The organism is Micromonospora sp. CV4 (genome assembly GCF_003667455.1).
Taxonomy (GTDB): Bacteria; Actinomycetota; Actinomycetes; order Mycobacteriales; family Micromonosporaceae; genus Micromonospora.
Window position 1 is genome coordinate 39,307 of record NZ_RCVI01000199.1, and the last position, 20,190, is coordinate 59,496.

At 72.8% G+C, this 20,190-nt stretch carries 18 protein-coding genes and 2 tRNA genes; 7 read left to right on the forward strand and 13 right to left on the reverse strand.

From position 1 onward, the window contains the following. Positions 1-2: 2 nt before the first annotated feature. Positions 3-1,202 carry a glycosyltransferase gene (locus EAD98_RS06885; protein WP_121653215.1) on the reverse strand — a complete coding sequence of 400 codons (1,200 nt, stop codon included), beginning with the start codon at positions 1,200-1,202 and terminating at the stop codon, positions 3-5. 235 nt (positions 1,203-1,437) lie between these two features. On the opposite strand from EAD98_RS06885, the gene EAD98_RS06890 reads away from it, so the two are divergent. The 3 genes from EAD98_RS06890 (at position 1,438) to EAD98_RS06900 (ending at position 3,894) form a co-directional block, all read left to right on the forward strand. Then, positions 1,438-2,436: an SDR family oxidoreductase gene (locus EAD98_RS06890; RefSeq protein ID WP_121653216.1), complete on the forward strand. Its 999-nt coding sequence runs from the start codon at positions 1,438-1,440 to the stop codon at positions 2,434-2,436. A gap of 59 nt (positions 2,437-2,495) precedes the next feature. Then, positions 2,496-3,233, forward strand: coding sequence for an ATP-binding protein (locus EAD98_RS06895; RefSeq protein WP_233583738.1), 738 nt, complete (start codon positions 2,496-2,498; stop codon positions 3,231-3,233). An 88-nt stretch (positions 3,234-3,321) separates the two neighbouring features. Then, positions 3,322-3,894: a DUF5709 domain-containing protein gene (locus EAD98_RS06900; protein ID WP_121653218.1), complete on the forward strand. Its 573-nt coding sequence runs from the start codon at positions 3,322-3,324 to the stop codon at positions 3,892-3,894. A gap of 6 nt (positions 3,895-3,900) precedes the next feature. Here the strand turns inward: EAD98_RS06900 and EAD98_RS06905 are convergent, their stop codons facing one another. Next, the gene (locus EAD98_RS06905) at positions 3,901-4,554 is read right to left on the reverse strand and encodes a response regulator transcription factor (protein WP_121653230.1); all 654 of its coding nucleotides are present in this window, start codon (positions 4,552-4,554) and stop codon (positions 3,901-3,903) included. 14 nt (positions 4,555-4,568) lie between these two features. Beyond that, the gene (macS, locus tag EAD98_RS06910) at positions 4,569-5,702 is read right to left on the reverse strand and encodes a MacS family sensor histidine kinase (protein ID WP_121653219.1); all 1,134 of its coding nucleotides are present in this window, start codon (positions 5,700-5,702) and stop codon (positions 4,569-4,571) included. A gap of 119 nt (positions 5,703-5,821) precedes the next feature. On the opposite strand from macS, the gene EAD98_RS06915 reads away from it, so the two are divergent. After that, positions 5,822-6,277: an ATP-binding protein gene (locus EAD98_RS06915; protein ID WP_121653220.1), complete on the forward strand. Its 456-nt coding sequence runs from the start codon at positions 5,822-5,824 to the stop codon at positions 6,275-6,277. A gap of 19 nt (positions 6,278-6,296) precedes the next feature. On the opposite strand, the gene EAD98_RS06920 is transcribed toward EAD98_RS06915, so the two are convergent. After that, positions 6,297-7,235, reverse strand: a complete 939-nt coding sequence (locus EAD98_RS06920) for a ribose-phosphate pyrophosphokinase (RefSeq protein ID WP_121653221.1) — start codon at positions 7,233-7,235, stop codon at positions 6,297-6,299. 102 nt (positions 7,236-7,337) lie between these two features. On the opposite strand from EAD98_RS06920, the gene glpK reads away from it, so the two are divergent. Further along, complete coding sequence (gene glpK, locus EAD98_RS06925; RefSeq protein ID WP_121653231.1) at positions 7,338-8,822, forward strand: glycerol kinase GlpK; 1,485 nt, start codon at positions 7,338-7,340, stop codon at positions 8,820-8,822. A gap of 61 nt (positions 8,823-8,883) precedes the next feature. Here the strand turns inward: glpK and EAD98_RS06930 are convergent, their stop codons facing one another. Then, positions 8,884-9,717 carry a phosphoribosylaminoimidazolesuccinocarboxamide synthase gene (locus tag EAD98_RS06930; RefSeq protein WP_121653222.1) on the reverse strand — a complete coding sequence of 278 codons (834 nt, stop codon included), beginning with the start codon at positions 9,715-9,717 and terminating at the stop codon, positions 8,884-8,886. Positions 9,718-9,868: 151 nt separating this feature from the next. On the opposite strand from EAD98_RS06930, the gene EAD98_RS06935 reads away from it, so the two are divergent. Next, entirely contained in the window at positions 9,869-11,200 is a 1,332-nt protein-coding gene (locus EAD98_RS06935; RefSeq protein WP_121653223.1) for an ABC transporter substrate-binding protein, read from the forward strand. 75 nt (positions 11,201-11,275) lie between these two features. Here the strand turns inward: EAD98_RS06935 and EAD98_RS06940 are convergent, their stop codons facing one another. From EAD98_RS06940 to EAD98_RS06970, 7 genes are all read right to left on the reverse strand, one after another. Beyond that, the gene (locus EAD98_RS06940; RefSeq protein WP_121653232.1) at positions 11,276-11,527 is read right to left on the reverse strand and encodes a hypothetical protein; all 252 of its coding nucleotides are present in this window, start codon (positions 11,525-11,527) and stop codon (positions 11,276-11,278) included. A 162-nt stretch (positions 11,528-11,689) separates the two neighbouring features. Next, positions 11,690-11,766, reverse strand: a tRNA-Met gene (locus EAD98_RS06945). A 146-nt stretch (positions 11,767-11,912) separates the two neighbouring features. Further along, positions 11,913-11,986: transfer RNA gene (locus tag EAD98_RS06950), tRNA-Met, on the reverse strand. 89 nt (positions 11,987-12,075) lie between these two features. Further along, the gene (locus EAD98_RS06955) at positions 12,076-12,999 is read right to left on the reverse strand and encodes a hypothetical protein (protein ID WP_121653224.1); all 924 of its coding nucleotides are present in this window, start codon (positions 12,997-12,999) and stop codon (positions 12,076-12,078) included. Continuing rightward, positions 12,989-13,498, reverse strand: coding sequence for a SigE family RNA polymerase sigma factor (locus tag EAD98_RS06960; RefSeq protein WP_121653225.1), 510 nt, complete (start codon positions 13,496-13,498; stop codon positions 12,989-12,991). The genes EAD98_RS06955 and EAD98_RS06960 overlap by 11 nt, the downstream gene beginning before the upstream one ends. A 182-nt stretch (positions 13,499-13,680) precedes the next feature. Continuing rightward, entirely contained in the window at positions 13,681-16,683 is a 3,003-nt protein-coding gene (locus EAD98_RS06965; RefSeq protein WP_121653233.1) for a UPF0182 family protein, read from the reverse strand. 97 nt (positions 16,684-16,780) lie between these two features. Then, positions 16,781-17,794 (reverse strand): PDZ domain-containing protein, encoded by a 1,014-nt coding sequence (locus tag EAD98_RS06970; protein WP_199723318.1) that lies wholly within the window; start codon positions 17,792-17,794, stop codon positions 16,781-16,783. Positions 17,795-17,978: 184 nt separating this feature from the next. On the opposite strand from EAD98_RS06970, the gene EAD98_RS06975 reads away from it, so the two are divergent. Further along, on the forward strand, positions 17,979-19,196 hold the full coding sequence (locus EAD98_RS06975) for a zinc-dependent metalloprotease (RefSeq protein ID WP_121653226.1): 1,218 nt from the start codon (positions 17,979-17,981) through the stop codon (positions 19,194-19,196). A gap of 323 nt (positions 19,197-19,519) precedes the next feature. Here the strand turns inward: EAD98_RS06975 and EAD98_RS06980 are convergent, their stop codons facing one another. Continuing rightward, complete coding sequence (locus EAD98_RS06980) at positions 19,520-20,128, reverse strand: hypothetical protein (RefSeq protein ID WP_121653227.1); 609 nt, start codon at positions 20,126-20,128, stop codon at positions 19,520-19,522. Positions 20,129-20,190 lie beyond the last annotated feature (62 nt).

The following is a 20,190-nucleotide window of genomic DNA, read 5'->3' on the forward strand; positions in this document are numbered from 1 at the left end:
GCTCAGGCCTCGACCGGCTTGCGGCGGCTCACCACGCGCTCGTAGAGGCGCTCCAGCGCACCAGCGGTCCGTTCCCACGTGTAGCTGCTCCGGACCCGATCCACCGCGGCGTGGCCGTACGCGAACCGCCCGGCGTTGTCGGCGAGCAGCCGGCGCAGCGAGACCCCGAGGGTCCGTACGTCGCCGGGCGGCACCAGCCGGCCGGTGACCTCGTCGACGACGGCATCGGCCAGCCCACCCATCGCGTAGCCGACCACCGGCACCCCGCAGGCCATCGCCTCGAGCGAGACCCGCCCCGCCGACGAGTAGTGCGGCGTGCAGGCCACCACGTCCGCCGACCGGTACCAGGTGGCCATCTGGTCGTGCGGCACGCCGCCGACGAGTCGTACCTGATCGGCCACCCCGACCTGTTCGGCCAGCTCGCGCAGCCGGCGCGCCTCCGTGTGGTTGGTCAGCTGGTCGACCAGCGGCCCGCCGGCGATCACCAGCTCGGCGTCGCCGACCAGGCGCATCGCCCGGATCAGGTCCTCCTGGCCGTGGCCCGGGGAGAGCCCGCCGACGGAGAGGATCCGCGCCCGCTGCTCGCGCGGCGCCGCCTCACCGTCGGGGTGGAAATGCTCGGTGTCCACCCCCGCCGGCACCATCGCCACCGAGCTGCGTTGCAGGCCCATCCGGGTCAGCTCGTCCACCTCGTCGTTCGACTGGGCGACCGCGATGTCCACCGCCCGGGTCAGCGCGCGTTCCAGCGGGATCCGCTCCCCCGGCCCGTCGTACCGGCCGCCCAGGTGGCGCAACTGCTCGACGCCGAGCGAGTGGAAGGTCTGCACCACCGGGATGTCGGTCTCCCGGACCGCGTGCGCGGCGGCCAGGCCGCCGATCCAGTAGTGCCCGTGCACCACCTCGGGCCGCCAGGCGCCGGCCCACTCGTCGGTCAGCCAGCGGCCGAACTCCGTCACGTGTGGGATCAGCCCGGCGGTGGGCAGTGGCGTGGGCGGCCCGGCGGGCACCCGATGCACCTGATAGCCGTCGACGTCCACCGTCGCCGGCAGCCCCGGGTCGTCCCGGCGCTCGTAGAGCCGGACGTCGTGGCCTCGGCCGGCCAGCTCCGCGGCGACCCGCGCGATGTGCTGTTGGGTACCGACCGGCGGGCCGTCGGCATGCCGGTACGAGCTGGTGTGCGCGCAGACGAGGCCGACGCGCATGGGTCACCTCCCTGCGATCTTTCCTCGGCGGTGTCCTCCCGGTCAGAGCGTCCCATTAACCGGGTGACCGGGAGCCGAAACCTGGCAGATCAGGAACAGTCAGCGCAGGTGCCACCGACACTTGCGCCACGACAATCACCAGAGCCCCGGCACGGCTGCCGGGCGGGGCGATTCCCGCGTTGATCGACCACCGCCCGGTGGTATGACCAGGCCGCACCGCGGGTACCGCTCAGGTATGCCGCTGACCCGCAGCCTCGACGATTCGACCGTGGTGATCACCGGCGCCTCCAGCGGGATCGGCACGGCCACCGCGTACGCGCTGGCCCGCCGGGGCGCCGCCGTCGTACTGGCCGCCCGCAGTGAGCCGGCGCTGCGGCAGGTCGCACAACATTGCCGGGAGCTGGGCGGCCGGGCGCTGGCCGTACCGACCGACGTGACCGACCTGGAGTCGGTGCAGCGGCTGGCCGACCGGGCGGCGACCGAGTTCGGGCGGATCGACGCGTGGGTGAACAACGCCGCGGTCGGTGCCGTGGGCCTTTTCGACGAGATCCCGGTCGCCGAGTTCCGCCGGGTGGTGGAGGTGAACCTGCTCGGGGCGGTGCACGGCATCAAGGCCGCGCTGCCGCACCTCGGCGCCGCCGGCGGAGGTGTGCTGGTCAACAACGCCTCCGTGCTGGCCGAGGTGGCGATGCCGTACCAGTCGGCGTACAACGCCACCAAACACGGCATCCGGGGGCTCGCCGACACGGTCCGGCAGGAACTGCGGGTCACCGGCCGGGGGCAGATCTCCATCTGCACCGTGCTGCCGGCAACCATGGACACCCCGTTCTTCCGGCACGCGGCCAACCACAGCGGACGTCAACTGGTGCCACCACCGCCGGTGTACCCGCCGGAGCTGGTCGCCGAGACCATCGTCCGGCTGCTGCGCCGGCCCCGCCGCGAGGCGTACGCCGGCGGCGCCGCCCGGCTGATCGGCCTCCAGTGGAGGCTGGCGCCGGCGCTGATGGAGCGCACCCTCGGCTGGTACGCCCACCGGACCCAGTTCGGCCCCGGCGCCCGGATGGACAGCAGCGGCAACGTGTTCCACGCCGACGCCGAGGGTCGCCGGAACGGTGGCTGGCACGGCCGGCGGCGGCATCTGGTGCGAGTCACCGCCGCGTTCGGGCTCGCCGCCGCCGGCACCGCGGTCGGCACGATGGCGGCGATCACCCGCCGGTCCCGGTTGGCCCGCTGATGGCGGGCATCGACCGCCCGGATGCGACCGCCGTCACCCGGGAGCACAATGGGGCGATCATGCCGACCGACGCGCGTTGTCTGGTGGAGATCGACGAGCCGACCGGGGTGGTCCGGCTGACCGGTGTGCTCGACGCCGCCGGCGCCGACACGGTCCGGGCCGCGCTGCTGGCCCAACTCTGCGACCGGCCCGGCCCGGTGGTGGCCGACGTGACCGGGTTGCGGGTCGCCGACCAGGTGGGGCGAGGCCTCTTCGCCGAGGTTCGCCGCGAGGTCGCCGACTGGCCCGCCGCGGACCTGCTGCTCTGCGACCCGGCGGTCCCCGGACCCGGTCCGGACGCCGCACTCGCCGGCGTACCGGCCTGGCCCACCCTGGACGACGCGCTCGCCGCGGCGCCGCTGGCGGCGGTCCTCACGGCCGAGCTGGCTCCGACCGTCGGCGCCGCCCGGCAGGCCCGTGAGCTGGTCACCACCGGCTGCCGGCACTGGGACGTGCGGACTCTGGCCGATGCGGCGAGCATCGCGATCACCGAGATGGTCAACAACGTGGTGGCGCACGCCCACACCTCGATGACCATCCGGCTGGCTCCCCAGGCCGGCACCCTGCGCGTGGCGGTTCGCGACCACTCCCACCTCCGCCCCGCGTTCGTCGGGCTGGCCCCACCGACCCGGGCCGGTGGGCGCGGCCTGCTGCTGATCGACACGGTGGCCCGCCGGTGGGGCACCAGCCCGGTACCGGACGGCAAGGTCGTCTGGTGCGTGCTGCATCCCGAGGACGAAACCGACCCCCCCGACTGACGGGCCGTTCCCGCCCTGGTGTCCGGCTCAGCACCACACGGCCGGCGGCCGCCGGTTACGGCGGCAGGGCAGCGGGTAGTGATCAGACATGCGCGACAACGAGTACCCGACCCCCGTATCCGACACCGAGGCGGAGGGGCTGCCCGACACCGCCGACGACGACTCGACCGCCAACGACGACGTGCTCACCGGGCGCGAGGCGGATGGCCCCGAGCCGGCGCAGCTGCCCGGCGACCGGACCCCGGTGGCGGTGGACCGGTTCGGGACCACCGCCGAGGAGCAGCTCGACGGTGAGTCGTTGGACTACAAGCTCCAGCGGGAGAGCTTCGAACGCCCGGTGGACGACCCGCTGGCCGGCCCGGTCGACCCGAAGATCGCATTTGAGGCGGACAACGAGGCGGCCGCGGCGGAGGCCCAACTCGACGCCGACGTGATGGACCCCGGTCCGACGTCGGACCCGAACTCGCCGGTCTCCCTCTACGACCACGGTCAGCTCGGCACCGTGGCCGACGCCACAGTGGGCCGACTGGTGGAACCGGACGAGGGGGCGCACACCGACCAGGAGACCGACTCCGTGGCGTACGACGCCGGTTCGGCCGGCGGCGGTGCGACCGCCGAGGAACTGGCCATCCACGAGACGGAACCGCCGCGCTCGGTCTGACCGGGGTCAGTCGTCCAGGCCCCGCTCGATGGCGTACCGGGTCAGCTCGACCCGGTTGTGCAGTTGCAGCTTGCCCAGGGTGTTCTGCACGTGGTTCTGCACCGTACGGTGCGACAACCCGAGCCGCTGGGCGATCTGCTTGTACGACATCCCCTTGGCCACCAGGCGCAGCACCTCCGTCTCCCGGTCGGTGAGGCGCGGCGTCCCGGACTCCGCGCCGCCGGCCGACCCGGCGTCCGACGCCGGCCCGGCGGCCAGCCGGCGGTACTCGCCGAGGACCAGCCCGGCCAGGCCGGGAGTGAACACCGGATCGCCGGCCGCCGTGCGGCGCACCGCGTCGAGGAACTCGGCCGGCGCGGTCGACTTCACGAGGTACCCGGTGGCCCCCGCCTTGACCGCGTCCAGCACGCTCTGCTGCTCGCCGCTGGCGCTGAGCATCAACACCCGCACGTCGGGCAGCGCCGCGCGCAGCCCCCGGACCACCTCGACGCCGGAGATGTCCGGTAGTTGCAGGTCGAGGACGACCACGTCCGGTCGGGCGGCGGGGGCCACCCGGATCGCCTGCCGCCCCTCGCCGCTGGTGGCCACCACCAGGAACCCGGCCTCGGTCAGGTCACGGGCCACGCCCTCGCGCCACATCGGATGGTCGTCGACGACCATCACCCGCACCGGGGTCACGGCCGCGCCCTCGGCACGGTCAGCTCGATCTCGGTGCCGGCCTCGGGCGCCGACACGATCCGGACGGTTCCGCCCAGGTCGGCCATCCGGCCCCGAATCGACTGGGTCACGCCGAGCCGCCCCTGGGCGGCCGCCTCCGCCAGCCGGCCGTCCGGGATGCCCGGCCCCTCGTCACGGATCGACACGGTCACGGTCGCCCCCTCGTCCTCGATCAGCACCCAGGCCCGCCCGTCGGCGTGCCGCCCCACGTTGTCCAGCGCCGCGCCGGTCGCGGCGGCCAGTTCCCCCGCCACGCGCCGGGGCAGCGGCACCGGGGTGGCCGGCGCCGAGAGCGACACCGCCGGTGAGGCGTACCGGCCGAGCAGCGCCCGGAGATCCACCGTGCCGGCCGCATCCGGGGTGGTGGCGCCGGTCGGGGCGGCGCCCGCGATCAGCGCGCGCAGGGCGGCCTCCTGCTCGCCGGCCAGGCGGGCCAGCTCGCCGGCCTCGCCGGGCAGTTCGGCGCCGCGCCGCTGCACCAGTGCCAGCACCTGGAGAACCGAGTCGTGGATGCCCCGGGCCAGCCGCTCCCGCTCCCGGGTGGCCGCCTCCAGCTCCACCGCGCGTTGCAGCCGCTCCTCGGCGGTCGCCGCGAGCCGGGCCACGTGCCCGACCACCACCCCGGCGAGCAGCATCAGGATCACCCCGGTGAACGAGGACTGGCCGATCCGCTCCCGGGTGGCCAGGTCCGCGGCGGCGACCAGCAGCGCGGCCAGGGTGCCCCGGCGCCGCCCGCCGGAGACGGCCCAGGCCAGGACCGGACCCGCCATCCAGGCCACCCCCAGGGTGGGCACGCCGGCGGCGAGCGCCGCCCGGCCGACGACCCACGGGGTGGCCAGCACGATGGCCATCACCACCGCCAGGTCGGCCAGCAGCAGCGGCCAGCGCCGCCAGGCCGGGCGGGCGTAGCCGATCGCGGTCACCACCGTCCAGGCGATCATCACCAGGACCAGGGCCGCGACGGCGAGGGGATGGGCGTACCGGTCGGCGTCGCGTACGGCGAGCCCGAGGACGTACGCCAGGGAGGCGAACCGGAACACCGCGAGCGCCCGCCAGAGCGGCACCTCGAATCCACCCGACGGCGACGGCATGGCGGTCAGGATGCCACAGCCGGACCAGCCGGACCGCCGGCAGCGAGTGCGGTTCGGGAAACCCTGACGTACGGTGGAAAAGCCGCGAAATTCTCCGAGATCCGCCGCGGGACGGGGCCATGACGAACGCAGATCCGCACGCACCGCGTACGGTTGTGCCCATCGAACCTGCGCTCCTGATCGCCGAGGCCTTCGACAAGGCCGAGGTGACCGAGATCCGACACTCGGTCACCTCCTGCGCGAACGCCTGCGGGCTGATCGGCCAACGGCTGGACGACTTCGTTCTGGCGGTCAACGAGCTGATCACCAACGCCGTACGACACGGCGGCGGGCGAGGATGGCTGCGGCTCTGGCAGGAGCCGGGGGTCCTGGTCTGCGAGGTCGCCGACCACGGGCACGGGATCAGCGCGCAGCGGCTGGGCGACCGCCGCCGGCCGGCCCCGGACACCGCCGGCGGCTGGGGCCTCTGGCTGGCCCGTGAGCTGACCGACGCCATGGAGGTCGCCACCGGCACCGCCGGCACCACCGTCCGCATCACCGCGGTCCTCACCGTCCGCGACCACACCCCGAACTGACCCCCGCCCACTCGCCGGGTCAGGCGAAGAGCGCGGAGACCGATTCGCCGTTGTGGATCCGGCGCATCGCCTCGGCCAGAGCCGGGGCCACCGAGAGGACCTGAAGTTTCGGGACCCGCTTGGCCGTCGGGATGGGCACCGTGTTGGTGCAGACGATCTCCAGTACGCCGTCCTGGTCGCTCAGTCGCCGCAGCGCGTCGCCTGAGAAGAGGCCGTGCGTGCAGGCCAGCCGGATGGAGCGGACCTTCAGGCCACGCAGGTGCTCCATCAGCTCGACGACCGTGCTGCCCTTGGCGATCTCGTCGTCCAGGACGATGACGTCCCGGTCGGCCACCTCACCGATCACCGCGCTGATCTTGACCAGGTCGTCGCTGAACCGCTGCTTCGCCCCCGCCGCGACCGGCGTGTCGAGCAGCCGGGCGAAGGCCGCCGCCTCCTTGGCGTTACCCAGGTCGGGCGAGACGACCACGGTGTTGCTGAGGTCGTAGCGCCGGAAGTGGGTGGCCAGCTCGCGCAGAGCGTGCAGGTGATCCACCGGGACGCTGAAGAAGCCGTGCACCTGGGGCGAGTGCAGGGTCATCGCGAGCACCCGGTCGGCGCCGGCCGAGGTGAGCAGGTCGGCGACGAGCCGGGCGCCGATCGAGATCCGCGGCGCGTCCTTCTTGTCCGAGCGGGCGTACGCGTAGTGCGGCAGCACCACCGTGATCCGGCCGGCGGACGCGCCCCGGGCGGCGTCGATCATCAGCAGCAGCTCGACGAGGTGCTCCTGCACCGGCGGCACCAGCGGCTGGATCAGAAAGACGTCCCGCTCCCGGCAGTTGGCCTGCAGTTGCACTTCCAGGCAGTCGTTGGCGAACCGGGAGACCCGCACCGGGTGCAGCGGCACCCCCAGGTGAGCGCAGATCTCGGCGGCGAGGTCGGGATGGGCGGTTCCACTGAAAACGGCGATGTCACGCACGTTCGCACATCGTAGGCGAACCGGTCGGGCTTGGACGGCGGCAGCCCGCAACCGACCGTGACGCCGGTCGCACCGCGCGGCGGGTCCGGGTACCGTGCTGCCGTGACCCCCCAGTACGTCGCCGCCATCGATCAGGGCACCACCTCCTCGCGGTGCATCGTCTTCGACCGGGCCGGGGAGATCGTCGCCGTGGCCCAGCGCGAGCACCGGCAGATCTTTCCCCGGCCCGGCTGGGTGGAACATGACGCCGAGGAGATCTGGGACAACGTCCAGCAGGTGGTCTCCGAGGCGTTGCGCGCGGCCGGCACCGACACGGCCGGGCTGTCCGCGGTCGGCATCACCAACCAGCGGGAGACGACCCTGGTCTGGGACCGGGTCACCGGCCGCCCGGTGGCCAACGCGGTGGTCTGGCAGGACACCCGGACCGGGCCGCTGCTGCGCGAGCTGGCTTCGTTGTACGGCGAGGAGTGGTTCCGGACCCGCACCGGCCTGCCGCTGGCCACCTACTTCGCCGGCCCGAAGCTGCGCTGGCTGCTGGACGAGGTGGACGGCCTGCGTGAGCGCGCCGAGCGCGGCGAGGTGCTCTTCGGCACCATGGACAGCTGGCTGATCTGGAAATTGACCGGCAAGCACGTCACCGACGTGACCAACGCCAGCCGGACGATGCTGATGGACCTCGCCACCCTGGCCTGGGCCCCGGAGCTGCTGGACGCGATGGGCGTGCCGGCGGCCATGCTGCCGGAGATTCGCAGCTCCGCCGAGGTGTACGGCACCGCCACCGGAGTGCTGGCCGGAGTGCCGGTGGCCAGTGCGCTCGGCGACCAGCAGGCCGCCCTGTTCGGCCAGACCTGCTTCCAGCCGGGTGAGGCGAAGTGCACCTACGGCACCGGCAGCTTCCTGCTGCTCAACACCGGGGCCAGCCCGGTCCCGTCGACGCACGGCCTGCTCACCACGGTCGCCTACCGGATCGACGGGCAGCCGGCGGCGTACGCGCTGGAGGGCGCCATCGCGGTCACCGGGTCGCTGGTGCAGTGGCTCCGGGACAACCTCGGGTTGATCTCGACCGCTCCGGAGGTGGAGGAGCTTGCTCGCACCGTCGACGACAACGGCGGCTGCTACGTGGTGCCGGCGTTCTCCGGGCTCTTCGCCCCGCACTGGCGCAGCGACGCACGCGGCGTGATCGCCGGCCTGACCGGCTACATCACCAAGGGGCACCTGGCGCGGGCGGTGCTGGAGGCGTCGGCGTGGCAGACCCGCGAGGTGGTGGACGCGATGAACGCCGACTCCGACGTGGCGCTGCGCCGGCTCCGGGTGGATGGCGGCATGACGGCGAACCGGCTGCTCATGCAGTTCCTCGCCGACGTGCTCGACGTTCCGGTGGTCCGCTCGCGGATCACCGAGACCACCTGCCTTGGCGCCGCGTACGCGGCCGGTCTCGCGGTCGGTTTCTGGCCGGACCTGGCCACCCTGCGCGAGCAGTGGCGCTCGGACGCGCAGTGGGAGCCGGCCATGGCCTCCGAGCTGCGGGACCGGGAGCTGCACAACTGGCGCAAGGCCGTGCGGCGCACCCTCGACTGGGTGGAGTGAGCCGGGGCAGCGAGGACGGCGGGCGGAGCACACCGGTTCCGCCGTCCGCACGGTGACCCGCTCAGCTCCAGCGGTTGCCGGTGATCTTCTCGTAGACCTCGACGTAGCGGGCCCGGGTCGCCTCGACCACCTCGGCCGGCATGTCCGGCGCCGGGCCCTGCTTGTCCCAGCCGCTGCCGGTGGCCCAGTCCCGCACGTACTGCTTGTCGTAGGAGAACTGCACCCGCCCGGGCTGGTACGACTCGGCCGGCCAGAACCGGGACGAGTCGGAGGTGAGCAGCTCGTCGGCGAGGACCAGGGTGCCGTCCGGCGCCCAACCCAGCTCGATCTTGGTGTCGGCGACCAGGATGCCCCGGTCGGCGGCCAGCTCCGCCCCGTGCCGGTAGATGTCGATGGTGATCTGCCGCAGCCGCTCGGCCGTGGCCTGGCCCACCTTGTCCACCACGTCGGCGAACGTGATCGGCTCGTCGTGCTCGCCCACCGGCGCCTTGCTCGACGGCGTGAAGATCGGCTCAGGCAGGATCGACGCCTCGCCGAGGCCCCGGGGCAGCGGCACGCCGGAGACGGCGCCGGTGCGCTCGTACTCCCGCAGGCCGCCGCCGGTGAGGTAACCCCGGGCGACGCACTCGACCGGGACCATGTCCAGCCGCTGGCAGCGGATCGCCCGCCCGGCGAACTCCGCCGGCACGTCGGTGGCCGAGATGACGTGATTCGGCACGAGGTCGCCGAGTTGCTCGAACCACCACAGCGAGAGCGCGGTGAGCAGGCGACCCTTGTCCGGAATCGGCGTCGGCAACGCGACGTCGTAGATCGAGATCCGGTCCGAGGCGACCAGGATCAGGTCGTCGCCGTCGGCGTAGAGGTCCCGGACCTTGCCCGAGTGCAGAAGTTCCACGCGCCCTAGTACACCACGCGGCACCGGGGCGCCCGCTTCGACCACCCACGCCGCCGTTGCGGGCAGGGGTGCCCGGACGGACGTTGACACCTTCCCGCGCCGCCTGCGTGAATGGTCCGACCGCCGCCACCCGCAGGTGCCAGGAGACCCCGTGCCCGCTGTTCGACCCCCGATCGACCGCCTCGGTGCCGACCCCGGCCGGCGCAGAGTCCTGGGCGCGCTGCTCGGTGCTCCCCTGCTGGCCGTCGGCGGGCTCGCCGGGTGCACCGACGGCCCCGCCGCATCGACCGACGAGGGACCGGTCGAGCTGTCGGTCTTCTGGTGGGGCGGGACGAAGCGGGCCGAGCTGACCGAGAAGGCGCTACGGCTCTACTCGGAACGCAACCCCCGGGTCACCTTCCGGGTGACCTGGCAGGGCGCCGACGGCTACTACGACCGGCTGGCCACCCAGGCGGCCGGCGGCAACGTGCCGGACCTGATCCAGCTCGACGACGCCGTGCTGACCGAGTACGCCCACCGCCAGATCGTCCTCGACCTCAGCGAGCGGGTCGCCGATCACCGGTTGGACCTGCGCGGCCTGCCGGAGAGCCTGATCCGCTACGGCACGGTCGACGGGCGGACGATGGCGGTGGCCGGTGGGCAGACCCTCGCGGCGGTGGTCTTCAACCGGGACCTGCTGCGGGAGCTGCGGGTGCCGGAGCCACGCGGCGGGATGTCCTGGGTGGACTACATCGCCTGGGCGGAGCAGGTCACCGAGGCCAGCGACGGCCGGGTGGCCGGCACCATGGACCCGTCCGGCGACTACCGCGCACTCTGGCTCTGGTTGCGGGCGCAGGGCGGCGAGCTCTACCGGGGGCGCCAGCTCGGCTTCGGCGCGGATGAGCTGATCGGCTGGTTCGAGCTGTGGCAGCGCGCCCGGAGCCGACGGGCCACGCCGGGCGCGGCACTGGTCGAGCAGGCCGACAGCGGGGAACCGGCCCGGCAACTGGTGGTCAGTGGGTTGACCGCCGCGTCCTTCGCCTGGTCCCACCAGCTACCGGAGCTGCAACGGCTCACGGAGTCCGAGCTGGGCGTCATCGGCTTCCCCGGCCCGCCGGGCTCGCAGTGGGCGCGGGCGTCGATGTACTGGGCGGGTTTCCGCGGCACCCGCCACCCGGACACCGTCGTCGACGTGATCAACTTTTTGACCACGAACGGCGAGGCCGGCGCGGTCCTCGGTCACGAACGCGGCCTCAACGCCAGCGTCCCCGTCCGCCGCTACACCGAGGGCAGCATCACCGACCCGGCGCAGCAACGGGCCGCCGCGTTCAACGCCAGCATCGCCGAACAGCTCGGGCCGGCGCCGGCGCCGCCGCCGAAGGGTCACGCCAAGGTACGTACCCTGCTCGTCGCCGCCGCCGAGAGCATCCGCTCCGGGCGCGCCGGCACCCGCGCGGCCACCTCCCGTTTTATCGCCCAGGCGAACGCGGCCCTCGCGGCGTGACCACCGGCGGCGGCCGAGTGCCCGCCGCCGGTGGCTGACAGCCGCCGACGGCCGGGCAGGACGGCAGCGAGCGGGTCAGCGCGGCGGGCCGCCCCGGCGGTTGCGCGTCAGCCGCAGCACCAGGAACACGATGATCGCCACCACCACGAGGCAGCAGAGCAGGCCGAGGAAGCCGAAGCCGCCGCCGCGGCCCCGCCGCCGGGCGGCTTCCACCACCAGCTCGCCGGTGCCGGTGGACGCCCAGGCCGCGACGGGCACGAACACCGACAGCACGACCACACCGAGGACCGCGCTGAGCCGGCCCCACCACTTGCCGAATGAAGACATGTCCCCATCCTCGCCGAAGGGCGCAACCTCGGCACGTCGGTCCACGCCGAACCATCGAACGAAGATCCGGCGGATTTCCGCCGGCCGCGCGGATCGCACCGGCAGGGAATCGAAAAGCCCGGCCCCCACGATCCGGGGCCGGGCTTCGACGTGCACCTGCGGTGGTAGCGGGGACAGGATTTGAACCTGCGACCTCTGGGTTATGAGCCCAGCGAGCTACCGAGCTGCTCCACCCCGCGTCGACTGGTTAACCCTAACCCATGCGCCCCGACGATGATCAGCGGGGTCGCCACGACCGTCAGCCCGCTGCCGACACGAGCCCCACAACGTCGACAGCCCGCCTCCGGCGAACCGGAAACGGGCTGTCGAGCTGGTGTTTCTCTCGTAGCGGGGACAGGATTTGAACCTGCGACCTCTGGGTTATGAGCCCAGCGAGCTACCGAGCTGCTCCACCCCGCGTCGGCTCGATAACCGTAGCGCACCGACCCGGGGCACCGCAAAGCGACCCTGATACCGCTGCCGTCGGCCAGCGCCGACCTGGGCCACGGTCAGTCGAGCCAGTCCTCGATGGCCGCGACCGCCCGCCGGCTGTCGGCATCGACCTGGGCGCGCTCGGCGGAGGTGTTCTCCCAGCCCTGCTCCCAGAGCACCGTCACGACGTCGCCGATCCGCACCACCCGGACCAACCGGACCTCGTCCGTACCCGGCTCACCTCTGCCCTCCGGGTACGCCGCCCGCATCTCGAACAGCACCGACTCGTCCCCGTACCGGCCCGGGTCCAGCAGCCGCTGCCGCCACGTCCTCGCGCCGTCGTCGGGCAACTCCTGCTCGGGGCAGGCGCGGACAGCCTTCCGCAGCTCTCGCAGCGCGTCGTCGGCACGACCGGTCCGGTAGATGGTGATGGTGTGCCGGTAGCTGCCGGCCGGCACGTACCCCTGCGGGGTTCCCGACTGCTTGTAGGCCAGGTATCGGCCGCGGCGCTGCACCACGGCGGACTCGCTCGGGTAGCGGGCCGCGCAGAGCGCCGGCAGCGGAGGCCCTTCGATCCGCGATTCCAGGCCCGTCCGGTTCGCGGACGCCAGGACGAAGAAGGCACGGTCCGGGATCGAGGTTGGCGGGCGTGGGGTCGCCGCACCCGTCGTGGCAGCCGGCGGTGTGCCGCTCGGCGTGCCACGCGGCGAAGACGGTGGCGACGCGGACGGGGACGTTGAGGGAGTCGGAGTCGACGTGGTCGGCACCGGGCCGGGGGTGTCGGCGGGAGGCGGCAGCGGTGTGGTGCCGTCCGCCGCCAGCACCAGCCGGCCACCGACGGCCACCCCGCCGAGCAGCACCGCCACCGCGAGCGCGGTGCCGACGACCCGAACGCGGGCCTGCCGGTCGGCGCGCCGGCGAACCAGTGCGGGGGGAGCAAGCTCCTGGTCGTCGACAGCGGCGCCGAGCGACCGGTACAGGTCGGGAAGTTCAGCTGACATCGTTCACCCCCAGCTTCACGGTGGAGAGGTCGGGCAGCAGCGCGGCCAGCCGGGACCGGCCGCGAGACAGCCAGGACTTCACGGTGCCGACCGGCACGTCGGTCTCCCGGGCGATGTCCTCCACCGACATGTCGAAGAGATAGTGCAGGGCCAGCGCCTGCCGCTGGGCGGTCGGCAACTGGCGGAGGGCGCGAACCAGCAGAACCCCGTCCTCGCTCGGCGCCGGGGTGTCCGGCGGGGGTCCGGTTCGGCTCAGCGCCGCCCGCCACCGGTGCAGACGCCGCCAGCGGTCCGTCGCGAGCCGGGCCACCACCAGCCGCAGCCACGCCTCGGGCGCCGGGTGCGCCGACAGCCGCCCCCACTGCCGCCAGGCCCGGGCGAACGCCTCCTGCACCAGATCCTGCGCCTCGGTGTGGTCGCCGGTGACCGCGTAGCCGTACCGCAACAACCGCCGGGCGGTGCCGCGGTACAACTCGTCGAAACTCTGTGCGTCCCTCATCGGTGGATTCCCCTCGTCCGCACCCCGTTGCAGAGAGGACGACGGACCGGTGCCGCAGGTTGCGGACCAGCCGGCCGCAATGTGTCGGGGAGGCGACAGACGGACACGGCGGAGCCCCCGGCGTCAGGACCAGATGCGATCCGACGACGAGGGCTCCGAGACGTACTCCCCGAAGGGGCCGGTCAGCCGCCCGCGCTGGCGGTCGGGCCGACGGTCGGCGGCGGAGCGCTGCCGCTCGGCGACGGGCTGCCGCTGGGCGCCGTGGGCGGGTTGGCCACCTGCTGCGCCTGCTGGAAAGCGGTGAGCGCCTCGTCCAGCGCCTTGAGCGCGCGGCCGTACCGCTCGAAGTCGCCGGAGGTCTGGGCGGCCCGGACCTCGGTGATGGCGGTCTGCACCCGGTTCGCCGCGGCGGCCAGCTCACCGGTCAGCGGCGGAGTGCCGTCGCCGGTGGTCGGCGGCGGCGGCGGTGGGTTGCCCCCGGTGGTCGGAGGCGGCGGCGCGCCCTGCCCGGCCCTCTTGCCCTGCTCGACCAGCTGCTTGATGCCGTCGTTGATGTTGTCGGCGAGCGCCACGAAGGAGCCGCCGTCGCCGTACGAGAGCAGCACCTTCTGCAGCAGCGGGTACGCGTCCTGCTGGTTGCTCTTCACGTAGACCGGCTCGACGTAGAGCATGCCGTCGGCGAACGGCAGCGAGAGCAGGTTGCCGTACTGCACCTGCGCCTGGTTGCTGGAGAGCAGGTTGAGCTGCTGGCGGATGTTGGCGTTGTTGGTCATTTGCTGGTGCACCTGCACCGGGCCGGAGACCCGTGTCTGGTCCGGCAGCTCCAGCACCTCCAGCCGGGGCTGCCCCTCGACGTACGACCCGGAGATCAGCGCGGCGAGGTTCTGCCGGCCGTTCGGGGTGACCGCGGAGGTGAGCTGGAACCGCGGGCTCTCCTGACCGGGGAACTGGGTGAACAGGTAGTACGGGGGCTGCTTCTGGCCGCTGTCCGGAGCGTCCGGCACGTTGGGCACCTGCCAGAAGTCCTGTGCCGAGTAGAAGTCACCCGGGTTGGTCACGTGGAACTTCGTCAGCAGGTTGCGCTGCACCTTGAACATGTCCGCCGGGTAGCGCAGGTGCTCGGTCAGCTCGACCGGGATCTCCTCCTTCGGGAGCACCAGGTCACCGCCGAACGCCTTGTTCCACGCCTTGAGCACCGGGTCCGTGTCGTCGTACTCGTAGAGCTTCACGGTGCCGTCGTACGCGTCGACGGTGGCCTTCACCGAGTTGCGCATGTAGTTGACGTTCTCCCGGGCCAGCTGGAAGGTGCCCCGGTTCGTCAGCTCGTCGGTGGTCTCGGTCTGGAGGTTGACCCGCTCCGCGTACGGGTAGGTCGCCGCCGTCGTGTAGCCGTCGACGATCCACTGCACCCGACCGTCGACCACCGCCGGGTACGGGTCGCCGTCCAGGGTCAGGAACGGCGCGACCTTCTCCACCCGGTCCCGCGGGTTGCGCACGTAGAGCAGCTTGGAGTCCTTGTTGACCGCCTCGGAGAGCAGGAAGTTCGACTCCTGCTCCTTGATGGCGTACAGCAGCCGCCGGGCGAAGGAGCCGATCTCCACGCCGCCCTCACCGGTGTAGGTGTAGGACTCGCCGCCACCCTCACCGACCGGCCGGTCGAACTCGGCCTTCTTGTTCGGGTCGGACTGGCCGACGATCGCGTAGTCGTCGGCCGCCATCCGCTCGCCGTAGTAGATCCGCGGCTGCTTCGCCGGGATCTGCTCGGTCTGCGAGGAGCAGGCCTCCTGGGTCCGCTCGCCGAGGAAGCCGGAGACGAAGAACGGCTGCCCGCCGCACACCACCTGGTTCGCCGGGGCGGCCACCAGCCCGTACCCGTGGGTGTAGACGGTGTGCCGGTTGATCCAGGTGTTCTGCTGGTCGGTCAGCTCGCCGTAGTTGATCTCCCGGACGCCGACCACGTAGTCGGAGATCTTGCCGTTCACCCCGTACCGGTCGATGTCCAGCTTGGGGCCGAAGTCGTAGAAGCCGCGCACCTGCTGGAGCTGGGTGTACGTCTCGCTGACCAGCTGCGGGTCGAGCAGCCGCACGTTCGACACCACCGAGGTGTCGGTGGCCAGGTTGGCCGGCGGGGTGAGGTTGTTCGCCGCGTACGGCGTCGTCTCGGTGGCCGCCAGCCCGAACGCCGCCCGGGTCGCGTCGATGCTGCGCTGGATGTACGGCGCCTCCTTGTCCTTGGCGCTCGGCTTGACCTCGAAGGTCTGCACCGCCCAGGGGTAGATGCCGCCGATGGCCACCGCGGACACACCCAGCAGGGCGAGTGAGATCCCCGGCCAGACCAGGTTCCGCATCCAGGCGTTGGAGAACACGATGATCGCGATCGCCACCACGATCGAGATGTAGGCCAGGATCTCCTTCGCCGGCAGCAGCGCGTTGACGTCGGCGTAGCCGGCACCGTACAGCTTGGCGCCCTCGTTGTACTCCAGCAGCATCGCCCGCCGGTCCAGCACGTACGCGACAGACTTGAGCAGCACGAAGACCGCGACGAGGCTGCTCAGGTGGGCCCGGGCCGCGTTGCTCATCCGGTCCCCGACGCCCTGGAGGCGGACCCCGCCGAAGAGGTAGTGCACCGCCAGCGCGCCGATCACGGCCAACACCACCGCGGTGAACGCGACCCCGAGCAGGTAGCGCCAGAACGGCAGCTGGAAGACGTAGAAGCCGACGTCGACCCCGAACTCCGGGTCCTTGATGCCGAAGTCGCCGCCGTTGCGGAAGAGCAGCCACTGGTTCCAGCGACTCTGCGCGGAGAGGCCGGCGAAGAGCCCGACCACGGCGGCGGTCAGCGCGATCCAGGTGCCGAGGCGCGGGCTGAGCGCCATCCGGTAGCGCTCCAGGGTCGCCTGCTCGACCGAGTGCGGACGCAGCCGCGGGCGCAGCCGGTGGGCCAGCCACAGGTTGCCGCCGACGATGACCGCCATGCCGAGGCCGACGGCGAGGAAGAGCAGCAGCCGGGTGACCAGCACGCCGGTGAAGACCTCGGTGTAGCGGACCTCGTCGAACCAGAGCCAGTCCGTCCACGCCTGCACACCCCAACCGAGCAGGGTGAAGAGCACGAACACCCCGACCAGGACAGCGATGGTGACGCGCCCGCGCCGGCTCATCCTCGGAAGGGGGCTGCTGCTACGCATGACCACTGTTGGCTCCGCACGCTCGAATGTGATCGGCTCCGACCAGGCACCCAGAGTACGGGGTGTTCCTGAACGTGGCGGGGCACGGTCACACGCGTCAGCAGCGGGTCGGTTGTCCCCCCGCCCGCAGCGTCTCCAGCGCGGTCAACCCCTCGTCCAACGAGCCCACCCGCAGCAGCGGCAGATCGGGTTGCGGATTGCGGACCGCCTCGGCGCAGTTGTCCGCCGGCACGAGGAAGACCTTGGCCCCGGCGCGCTTCGCACCGACCAGTTTCTGGGCGATCCCGCCGATCGGGCCGACGTTGCCCTCGTCGTCGATGGTGCCGGTGCCGGCGATGACCTGACCGCCGGTGAGGTCGGCCGGGGTCAGCTTGTCCACGATGCCCAGGGCGAACATCAGGCCGGCACTCGGTCCGCCGATGTCCTCCAGGTCGATGCCGAGCGTGAACGGGTGCGGCTGCTGCTGGTCGATCTCGACGCCGATCCGTGGGCGGCCGTCCTGCTCCTGGCTGGTCACCGTCGCGGTGGCCGGCTGGCCGTCGCGGGTGTAACCGATGGTCAGGGCGGTGCCGGCCGGCTTGGCCCGGACCAGCTCGGTGACCTTCGAGGCCACCGGCACCGGCTGCCCGTCGACCGAGGTGACCACGTCACCGACCTTGAGCACATCGGCGGACGGTCCGTCCGCGGCCACCGTCTTGATGACCACCCGCACCGGGAAGCCCAGTTCGCGGAGCGCGGCGGTCTCGGCGCTGGTCTGGGACACCTTGAAGTCCTCGGCGTTGCGCTGCTCGACCTGCTCCGTCGACTCCCCCGGCGGGTACACCAACTCACGCGGCACCACCGCCTCGTCGTCGGAGAACCAGCCGGCGATCGCCCCTCGGAGCCGCACCGTGGGCTGCACCCCCACCGTGGTCAGCCGCAGCTGCCCGGCGGAGGTGGACGTGTCCCGCCCGGAGATCTGGATGACCTCCTTGCCGTCGGCCGTGCCCAGGGTGTTGACCGTCGGGCCCGGGCCGAGCACCACGTACGGGATCGGCACCCGGAGCACCCCGATGCTCAGCAGGGCGGTGAACAGGGCACCGAGCAGGACCGTCAGGCCACGACGTCTCATGCGGCAGAGCGTACCGACCGCTCGGGGCCCGGCTGGCGGATGCGCCACGCGACTTCGCCCTCAGCGCAACGCCAGCGGCGGCTACCTGGGGCGCGGCGCGCGTACCGTAGACGTCGTGCCTGATATTCCGTTCGGTTTCGCGCTACCGGGTGGGCAACCACCAGACCCCAACGATCCCGCGCAGATGCAGCAGTTCATGTCGCAGTTGCAGCACCTGCTCTCCGCGCCGGGCAGCGGGCCGGTCAACTGGGACCTGGCCCGGCAGGTGGCGGCCAGCCAGCTGGCGGCCGCCGGCGACCCGGCGGTGTCGCCCTACGAGCGCAACGCGGTAGAGGAGGCGCTGCGCCTGGCCGACCTGTGGCTGGAGCCCGCCTCGGCCTGGCCGTCCGGCATCCAGTCCCCCGTGGCCTGGAACCGCAATGAGTGGATCTTCAAGACGCTGGACGTGTGGCGCAAGCTCTGCGACCCGGTGGCCAGCCGCATGGTCGGGGCGATGGGCGACCTCGTGCCACCGGAGGCACGCGCCCAGCTCGGCCCGATGCAGTCGATGGTGGCCACCCTCGGTGGCGCGCTCTTCGGTGGGCAGCTGGGGCAGGCCCTCGGCTCCCTCGCCGCGGAGGTGCTCTCCGCCGGCGACATCGGGCTGCCGCTCGGCCCGGCCGGCACGGCCGCGCTGATCCCGGCCAACATCCGCGCGTACGGCGAGGGCCTGGAGCTTCCCGAGGACGAGGTACGCCTCTACGTGGCGCTGCGCGAGGCCGCCCACCAGCGGCTGTTCCAGCACGTCCCGTGGCTGCGCGGACACGTGCTCAGCGCGGTGGAGATGTACGCCTCGGGCATCCGGGTCAACCGGGAGGCGATCGAGGAGGCGATGGGGCGGGTCGACCCGACCGACCCGGAGTCGATGCAGGCGATCGCCCTGGAGGGCATCTTCACGCCGGAGGACAGCCCGGCGCAGAAGGCCTCGCTGGCCCGACTGGAGACCGCCCTGGCCCTGGTCGAGGGCTGGGTCTGCCACGTGGTGGACAGCGCCGCCAGCGACCGGCTGCCCAACGTCGTCCGGCTGGGTGAGGCGTTCCGCCGCCGCCGGGCCGCCGGCGGTCCGGCTGAGCAGACCTTCGCCGCGCTGGTGGGCCTGGAGCTGCGCCCGCGCCGGCTACGCGAGGCGGCAGCCCTCTGGGCCGCGCTCACCGAGCACCGCGGCATCGCCGGTCGGGACGCCGTCTGGGGCCACCCGGACCTGCTCCCGTCGGACGACGACTTCGCCGACCCGGTCGCGTTCGCCATGAACGACATGGACCTGAGCGAGCTGGACAACTTCGACTTCACCGCGCCCGGTGGGGCGGAGGAGAAAGCCCCGGGGCAGCCCGACGACGACACCGACGGCGACGCCAAGCCCTGACGACAGAGCCCGGGTGCCCGCGCCGGTAGACGACGGGCACCCGGCCAGGTCGGCGCGTGGGTCAGGTCGACCAGTCGGTCAGCGGGTCGCGTCGGCCAGCAGGTCACGTTGGCCAGTGGGTCGCGTCGGCCAGCAGGTCACGTCGGCCAGCAGGTCACGTCGGCCAGCAGGTCACGTCGGCCAGCAGGTCACGTCGGCCAGTGGATCGCGTCGGCCAGCAGGTCGCGTCGGCCAGCGGATCGCGTCGGCCAGCAGGTCGCGTCGGCCAGCGGGTCACGTCGGCCAGCGGTCGCGCCGGCCAGCGGATCACGTTGGCCAGCGGGTCAGGCCGGTCGGCCGGAGCCGGAGAGCAGGGCGCGGGTGGCTTCCCAGCCCTCGAAGGCCGGATCCAGGGTGGCCAGGTCGGCCGGGCCGCGCAGCCGACGCCAGCCGGCGGTGACCGCCACGTCCTGCGGTCGGGGGGCACCGGCCCGCGCGTCGGCCGGCGTCGCCGTGTCCAGGTCAAGCGGAGGTAGCCAGCCCGGCACGGGCAGCCGCGCGGCCACACCGAGCAGGCCCGGCCCGCCGCCCTCCACCGGAGCGACCGCGACCGGTCGGGTGGTCAGCGGACGCAGCAGCTTGCCCACGGTCAGCGCGGGCAGGTCCGGCACGTCGCCGGCGAGCACCGCCGCCTGGTCGTAGCCGCCCAGCGCGCCGAACACCGCGTTCGGCGTCGGCTCGGCCACCTCGTAGACCGTGGTGCCGGGCCAGACCAACGCGTCCGCCAGAGCACGGTCGGCCGGGGTCACCGCGACGGCGACCTCCACCTCGTTCAGCGTGGCGATCAGGTCGACGACGTCCTCGGCGAGCGCCGCCCGCCAGTCCGCCAGGTCGATGCCGGGCGGCGACCACCGGACCGGCCCGAGCAACGCCACCACCACCCGTCGCGCCATGTCCCCGACCCTAGCGTCCCGGCCGCCCGGCGCCGCTCACCCGGCCCCGCTCACCCAGGCCC

Coding starts and splice junctions, on each gene's coding strand:
- EAD98_RS06885 (WP_121653215.1), bottom strand. CDS start 1,202: ATGCGCGTCGGCCTCGTCTGCGCGCACACCAGCTCGTACCGGCATGCC.
- EAD98_RS06890 (WP_121653216.1), top strand. CDS start 1,438: ATGCCGCTGACCCGCAGCCTCGACGATTCGACCGTGGTGATCACCGGC.
- EAD98_RS06895 (WP_233583738.1), top strand. CDS start 2,496: ATGCCGACCGACGCGCGTTGTCTGGTGGAGATCGACGAGCCGACCGGG.
- EAD98_RS06900 (WP_121653218.1), top strand. CDS start 3,322: ATGCGCGACAACGAGTACCCGACCCCCGTATCCGACACCGAGGCGGAG.
- EAD98_RS06905 (WP_121653230.1), bottom strand. CDS start 4,554: ATGGTCGTCGACGACCATCCGATGTGGCGCGAGGGCGTGGCCCGTGAC.
- macS (WP_121653219.1), bottom strand. CDS start 5,702: ATGCCGTCGCCGTCGGGTGGATTCGAGGTGCCGCTCTGGCGGGCGCTC.
- EAD98_RS06915 (WP_121653220.1), top strand. CDS start 5,822: ATGACGAACGCAGATCCGCACGCACCGCGTACGGTTGTGCCCATCGAA.
- EAD98_RS06940 (WP_121653232.1), bottom strand. CDS start 11,527: ATGTCTTCATTCGGCAAGTGGTGGGGCCGGCTCAGCGCGGTCCTCGGT.
- EAD98_RS06955 (WP_121653224.1), bottom strand. CDS start 12,999: ATGTCAGCTGAACTTCCCGACCTGTACCGGTCGCTCGGCGCCGCTGTC.
- EAD98_RS06960 (WP_121653225.1), bottom strand. CDS start 13,498: ATGAGGGACGCACAGAGTTTCGACGAGTTGTACCGCGGCACCGCCCGG.
- EAD98_RS06965 (WP_121653233.1), bottom strand. CDS start 16,683: ATGCGTAGCAGCAGCCCCCTTCCGAGGATGAGCCGGCGCGGGCGCGTC.
- EAD98_RS06970 (WP_199723318.1), bottom strand. CDS start 17,794: ATGAGACGTCGTGGCCTGACGGTCCTGCTCGGTGCCCTGTTCACCGCC.
- EAD98_RS06975 (WP_121653226.1), top strand. CDS start 17,979: ATGCAGCAGTTCATGTCGCAGTTGCAGCACCTGCTCTCCGCGCCGGGC.
- EAD98_RS06980 (WP_121653227.1), bottom strand. CDS start 20,128: ATGGCGCGACGGGTGGTGGTGGCGTTGCTCGGGCCGGTCCGGTGGTCG.